Annotated in this window: 7 protein-coding genes; 6 read left to right on the forward strand and 1 reads right to left on the reverse strand. The window is 33.6% G+C overall.

The window, feature by feature from the left end; genetic code table 11:
* Positions 1-151 precede the first annotated feature (151 nt).
* The 6 genes from ACW2QF_RS05995 (at position 152) to ACW2QF_RS06020 (ending at position 5980) form a co-directional block, all read left to right on the forward strand.
* The gene (locus tag ACW2QF_RS05995; protein WP_455715085.1) at positions 152-1471 is read left to right on the forward strand and encodes a C40 family peptidase; all 1320 of its coding nucleotides are present in this window, start codon (positions 152-154) and stop codon (positions 1469-1471) included.
* Between the two features lie 116 nt (positions 1472-1587).
* A complete protein-coding gene (locus tag ACW2QF_RS06000) occupies positions 1588-2271 on the forward strand; it encodes a response regulator transcription factor (RefSeq protein ID WP_455715086.1) in 684 nt (227 codons plus the stop codon).
* A 41-nt stretch (positions 2272-2312) separates the two neighbouring features.
* On the forward strand, positions 2313-3401 hold the full coding sequence (locus ACW2QF_RS06005) for a sensor histidine kinase (RefSeq protein ID WP_455715087.1): 1089 nt from the start codon (positions 2313-2315) through the stop codon (positions 3399-3401).
* Between the two features lie 172 nt (positions 3402-3573).
* Positions 3574-3972, forward strand: a complete 399-nt coding sequence (locus ACW2QF_RS06010; RefSeq protein WP_455715088.1) for a hypothetical protein — start codon at positions 3574-3576, stop codon at positions 3970-3972.
* Between the two features lie 92 nt (positions 3973-4064).
* Positions 4065-4871 carry a lytic transglycosylase domain-containing protein gene (locus ACW2QF_RS06015; RefSeq protein ID WP_455715089.1) on the forward strand — a complete coding sequence of 269 codons (807 nt, stop codon included), beginning with the start codon at positions 4065-4067 and terminating at the stop codon, positions 4869-4871.
* A 182-nt stretch (positions 4872-5053) separates the two neighbouring features.
* Positions 5054-5980: a YitT family protein gene (locus ACW2QF_RS06020; RefSeq protein ID WP_455715090.1), complete on the forward strand. Its 927-nt coding sequence runs from the start codon at positions 5054-5056 to the stop codon at positions 5978-5980.
* A gap of 393 nt (positions 5981-6373) precedes the next feature.
* Here ACW2QF_RS06020 and ACW2QF_RS06025 read toward each other — a convergent pair.
* Positions 6374-6487, reverse strand: a 114-nt coding sequence (locus tag ACW2QF_RS06025) for a hypothetical protein (protein ID WP_455715101.1), incomplete at its 5' end; no start/stop codon positions are given.

Consider the following 6487-nt stretch of genomic DNA (forward strand, 5'->3'; position numbering starts at 1 on the left):
AAATTTAACATTTCTGCAAAAGAAAATTACAAATCACCATAAAATCTACACATTTTCGTAATACAATGTAACAGAATTGTAATAATTAAAACAAGACCGATTTATGCTTAGGATAAAATGTCCGAAAAATGGAAGGAGAAAGTTTTTTAAAATGAAAGTGTTACAAAAAAAAGTGTTAGTTATGTCAGCGATGGGAGTTCTATTATTAGAAACTACAGCATTCCCAAACGTAGTGAAAGCTAGCAATATAATGAACAACACCGTAGCCAGTTACAACTATAGTACAGAAGACATAGAGAAATTATTTGAAGATAATTACAACGTACATGATATTAGCCTTAGCTTTAATAGTGCTGCATTAGTAGAAGAAGCTTTGAAATTAGAGCAAGAAGCAGATGAAGAAATAGCAAAGAGAGAAGCAGAAGCCAGACAAGCGGAAGAAGAAAAAACAGAAATTGTTATTGCACAAGTAGATAACTACTTAAACATTAGAAAAAAAGCTAGTGAAGATAGTAAGGTTGTAGGTAAGCTATATAATAACGGTGTAGGTACAATTATTAAAGAAAAAAATGGTTGGTACAAAATCACTTCTGGAACTGTAACAGGATATGTTAAGGGAGATTACGTATTAACTGGAGATGAAGCACAGAAAAAAGCTGATGAAGTTGGAGATCGTTTAGCAATTGTTACAACAACAACGTTAAAGGTAAGAGAGAAAGCAAAGACAGACGCAACGGTTCTTACATTAGTAGGTGAAGAAGAAGTGTTACCTGTTAAGAAAGAAACTAAAAATTGGGTAAAAATCAAAACGGATGATTATTCAGGTTATGTTTCTAAGGATTATGTAGAGTTGTATACAGAAAATGAGCAAGCAGAATCCATCGAAGAAGAACGTGCAAGATTGGAAAGAGAAGAAGAAGAAAGACGACAAGAAGAAGCAAGACGTCAAGAATTATTAGCACAGCAACAAGCTGCTTCTAATAACAACACGACACATACAAGTGGTAATAGCAGTACTACTAATAGAAATAATAATAGTAGTAATAGTACATCAAATAGTTCGTCATCTTCTGCCAGCTCTTCTTCACAAGCATCAAGCTCTACTAGTACACCAGCTGGGAACAAATCACTTGGACAACGAATCGCTAATTATGCAGTTCAATTTAAGGGTAATCCTTATGTCTACGGTGGTACAAGTTTAACGAATGGAGCTGACTGTTCTGGTTTTGTAATGAGTGTATTCAAAAACTTTGGAATCTCATTACCAAGAACTTCAGGCGCACAAGCAACAGTAGGAAGAAGAGTTTCAAGTATATCGGCTGCTCAGCCAGGCGACTTAGTAGCATATTCCGGTCATATTGGTATCTATATTGGAGGCGGAAAAATAATCCATGCAAGTTCACCAAGAACTGGTATTATTATATCAAATGCAAATTATAGATCAATTAAATCAATTCGTAGAGTTGTTTAATATAGTAGCCATGAAATCACAATACATGAGAAAAAAATCTTATGTATTGTGATTTTTTTTTCGTTAATACTAAAGAAGACAGATATTAGGCAAATCAATTTAGGAAGGTGTAAAGGTTGGATAAGCAAAATATTTTAATTATAGACGATGAAGATAAGATAAGAGAACTACTACGTGTTTATATAGAGAATAGCGGATATAAGGTTTTCGAAGCTGGTGATGGAAAGAATGCAATGGAAATCCTGAAAAATCAAAAGATTCATCTCGTTATACTGGATTTAATGTTACCAGATATTGAGGGTGAGGAATTGTGTAAGGAAATTAGAAAAGATTATAATATACCGGTTATTATGGTTACAGGAAAAACGGATGAGAGAAGTATGGTATATGGGTTATCTATCGGGGCTGATGATTACATTGGCAAACCATTTAGTCCAAGGAATGTAATGGCTAGAATTGAGGCTGTACTTAGAAGATATAGCATAGATGCATCAACCATGCGTGTACAAGATGACTATCTATCCTATGATCTTGATAATAAACTCGTTATGGTTCAAGGAAATATTGTACATTTAACACCTACAGAATATAAGATTTTTGAAACTCTAGCGGCTTCACCAAATCGTGTATTTTCTAGAGAGCAACTTATTACTTACGCATTAGAAGGAGAATTTGACGGTTATGACCGTAGTATCGATACGTATATTAAGGGGCTACGGCAAAAGATTGAACCAGACAGAAAGAAACCAAGATATATCACTACAGTACATGGGGTAGGATATCGTTTTATGAAGACGTAAATGGAGATTGTTTATTATTGGAAAGGAGCGCATTTGCAAATATGAAGACACTGAGAAATAGAATGATCATACTATATTCAATTACAACAATGATAATTGTCATTTTATTATCCCTTGCATTTAATAGATTGGTCACTACAAAATTCCGCAAATATGATGAAAGTATCCATAATAAACAGGTCAGACAGAAAATAGAAAATGTAGCAGATATGGAAAATAGTATAAACCATGCTATCTTATTGATTGGTATAATCTTTCTTCTGATTGCTATTATTATTTCAATTATAATAGCAAATCGTATTAGTAATCCAATTACTAGTGTTGTTGGAATAGCCAAGAGAATTGCTAATGGTGAGTATGGAGTGCAGGCTAAGACAAGGACAAGAACGAAAGAATTACAGGACCTGATTTGTTCTGTCAATGAGATGTCATTGGAACTTGAGAAAGAGGAGATACAAAAGAAGCAGATGTGTACCGATGTTGCACATGAATTAAGAACACCACTTTGCAACCTTCAAGGCAATGTAGAAGCTATGCTAGATGGGCTATGGGAGCCAACGAAAGAAAGACTTTCAAAATGTCATACAGAAATCCTACGATTAGCTAATTTGGTGAATCAATTGCAGGAATTATATCTTCTAGAGAGCACTTACGAAACAATATATATGACTAAATTTAATTTTTACGATTTGTGTTGTAGACTGGGTGATGAGTTAGAGAAAACAACCAATAATAAGAACATAACCATTCAATTACACGTGCCTGAAGATGCTACTATATATGGGGATGTTCAAAGAATAAAACAATGCATGTTTAATTTAGTTGATAATGCTATTACCTATTCTACACAAGGTAGTAAGATTGAGATATATTATGAGTTAGTAATGGGAAAAGAAGTTGTTATTAGGGTGAGAGATTATGGTCAAGGAATATCAAAAGAAGATCTTGGAAGTATATTCGAACGCTTCTATCGGGTTGACAAGTCTAGAAATTCCAAAACTGGAGGTATAGGAATTGGCTTGTCAATAACCAAAGCTATCATTGAGAGACATAATGGATCAATTAAAGTGTATAGTAAATTAGGTGAAGGTACAACTTTTGAAATCCATTTACCTGCGGTACCTGATTAGTAAGCTACAAATGTGCTAAAAATAATTTGAATAAATAAAATAACTAGTGCAAAATGACAAATAGTATGCTATCATATTAACAAAATATGTTAATTATAACATGCTATTTTGCTTGCTATAGGAAGAAAATTGTCAAAATAGCTGGAATCTTGCCTAGGAGGATTATTCATACATGTATATTAAGGTTTCGGAAGAACTAAGAAAAGTTATGAATCGTGATGATGTTACCAAAACAGTAACAACATACAATGAAGACGGAATTCCTCATACAATAAAGTACCAATCCATGCATATTAACCGAGAGGGCAGAATCGCTTATTATGATTGTTCAAGATGTGAACCTGTTAAGCAAGAGATACTGTATTGTATGGCATATCATAAGAATGTTGATATTACGGTTATTACAAGGGAAGGTATTACACATAAGATCATTGGAGAGGTAAACAAGGCTTTACTAATGGGAGAAGAATTTACTATAGCAAGTCAAATAATGAAAAAATATGACCCTGAAGCAGTATTATCAGCAGTTTGGGTTATAAATCCACAAGAAGAAAGAATAAATCTTACGTAATTCGACATATTCCATCTTGCATTGTAATTGTACACTTGTTATAATTAATCTAACTATGTTTACTTTAGAGAACGAAATAATCGGAGGTACAAATGCAGGTTAATAATGTCTCAAATTCAACTCAAGTTCTACAGACTAGTAGAACAACGAATACAAAGAAAACTTCATCTACATCTTTTGATAGCTATTTGAATCAAAACAAAGAAGTATCATTAGAAGAGATATTTGAAAAGGCAGCAGATAAATATGATGTTAGTGTTGATTTGCTAAAAGCAATTGCGAAGCAGGAATCTAACTTTAATGCTGATGCTGTATCAAAGAGTGGAGCAATGGGTGTTATGCAACTTATGCCTGCAACAGCTAAAGAACTTGGTGTTACTAACGCCTTCGACGCAGAACAAAATATTATGGGTGGCGCGAAGTATATTTCTAAGTTATTAGATCAATATAATGGGGATACGAAATTAGCTTTAGCAGCATATAACGCAGGAAGTGGTAACGTAAGAAAATATGGTGGAATCCCACCGTTTAAAGAAACACAGAATTATGTAGTTAAAGTAATGCAATATTATGAACAGAATTTAGATGCATCAAATGTAATGGTAACAAACAAGACTGCATCAAATGTGTCAACGAATACTACTACTTTACCTACAACTTCAGTAGTTAATAGATCAAATTCTTCGGATGATGTTGAGATAAACAAGAGTATATCAACTACGGAAGAATTAGAAGATAAGCTAAATGAGATTTTTTCAATGAATGATTATCTTAAAATGATTGAAATAATGTTTGGTAGTGAAGAAAAACAAGATAGTGAACAAGAAGACGCAATCTATCAGTCCTATAAACAGTTAGGAATGTCTACACCGATTATTAATATGTTAAAGGGTATTTAGAATTAATCTCAAACTATTGAATGCAAACGACGAATTATTCCTCATAAGCATTCAACGGTTTGAGTTTTTTTTGGCCTTTTTCATGTTAACGTATTTAGGCGTTACATACTTTTATTGGAACTGGTTATATTAATTTATAGATATTATAATGCAGAAGGTGCATTAGTAGGAGGAACTTAAGAATGGTTAAAACTTTGAAACAAAAAGAAAACCAAGAACAAAACAAAATGGTTAAGGAGAAAAAAAGAAAGAAAGATATTATAATAAGCTACCTTCTAGCAATTAGTGGTACTGCGTTACTTACAATTGGTATTAATTTATTCATAGTGCCACTAGGATTGTATACAGGTGGCTTTATAGGAATTGGGCAAATAATTCGTACTTTATTAGTCGATTATTTAGGAATGGATTTTGGTAATTTTGATATAGCAGGCGCGATTTACTATATATTGAACATACCATTGTTCATTTTAGCATATCGTCATCTAGGCAAGGATTTTTTCGTAAAGTCTATTGTTTGTGTAACATTTCAATCAATCTTCTTGCTTATAGTTACTGCTCCAGCCGAACCTATTATTACTGATATAATTGGTGCTTGTTTAATTGGTGGACTAATTGGAGGTTTTGGGGTTGGTCTCACTCTTCGCGCTGGGGGTTCGGGTGGTGGACCTGATATATTAGGTGTATATTTTGCTAAGAAATATGATGATTTTAGTGTTGGCAAGATTTCAATTATCATTAACATCTTTGTATTTGGCGTATGTGCGCTATTATTTGATATTAGTATTGTAATCTATTCAATTATATTTGTGGCTGTATTATCGATTGTAATCGATAAATTTCATTACCAGAATATTAAAACAACAGCTTTAATCTTCACAAAATCCCCAGAGATACGTTCTATCATAACAAGTGAACTTGTAAGAGGAGCAACTTGCTGGAAGGGGGAAGGTGCTTTCACAGGAGAAGAGACAAACATTATATATACAGCGGTATCGAAGTACGAGGTTGGAAGATTAGTGAAGAGAATCAAAGAAATTGATGAAAAGGCCTTCGTAGTAATTCAAGAGGATTTATCTATTGCTGGTAATTTCGAGAAACGGTTATAGAGTTATTAAATCATAAATCATTAGAAGAAAGGGGTATCTATGGCGAATATTACGTCATAGATACCCTCTTTTGTACTTGTTTGTACTTGTTTTATAATGTAGCAAAGCAAAACTCAGAATATAGTAAATCTGCTTCTTAGCGAACGTACTATGACTAAGAAACAATAGCGAAACATCTATAGTACTTCTTAGTGTGTACAGAATAGTCTAGGAATGCCAGGCACGGATGCCTGGCAAGCCTGAGCTGAGGCAGGATGCCGAATCGATGGCGGTTCCGTACCATTTGAATCCCTAAATCGTACACACTTAGAAGTACTTAGGTGTGTAGCGTGTTTCGTGTCATAGTACGTTCACTAAGAAGCTATGAAACGTGTAAAGAGTTTTGCGTTCTTACTACAAAATATCAATATGATATTTTTCTAACCAATAGTTTACTTGAATCATATAGGCAATCATCTGTGGACCAGCCATTAATTGACCATACCATGGTTTAGCATAGTCAGAGGG

The sequence above is a fragment of the Anaerosporobacter sp. genome, from assembly GCF_965301125.1.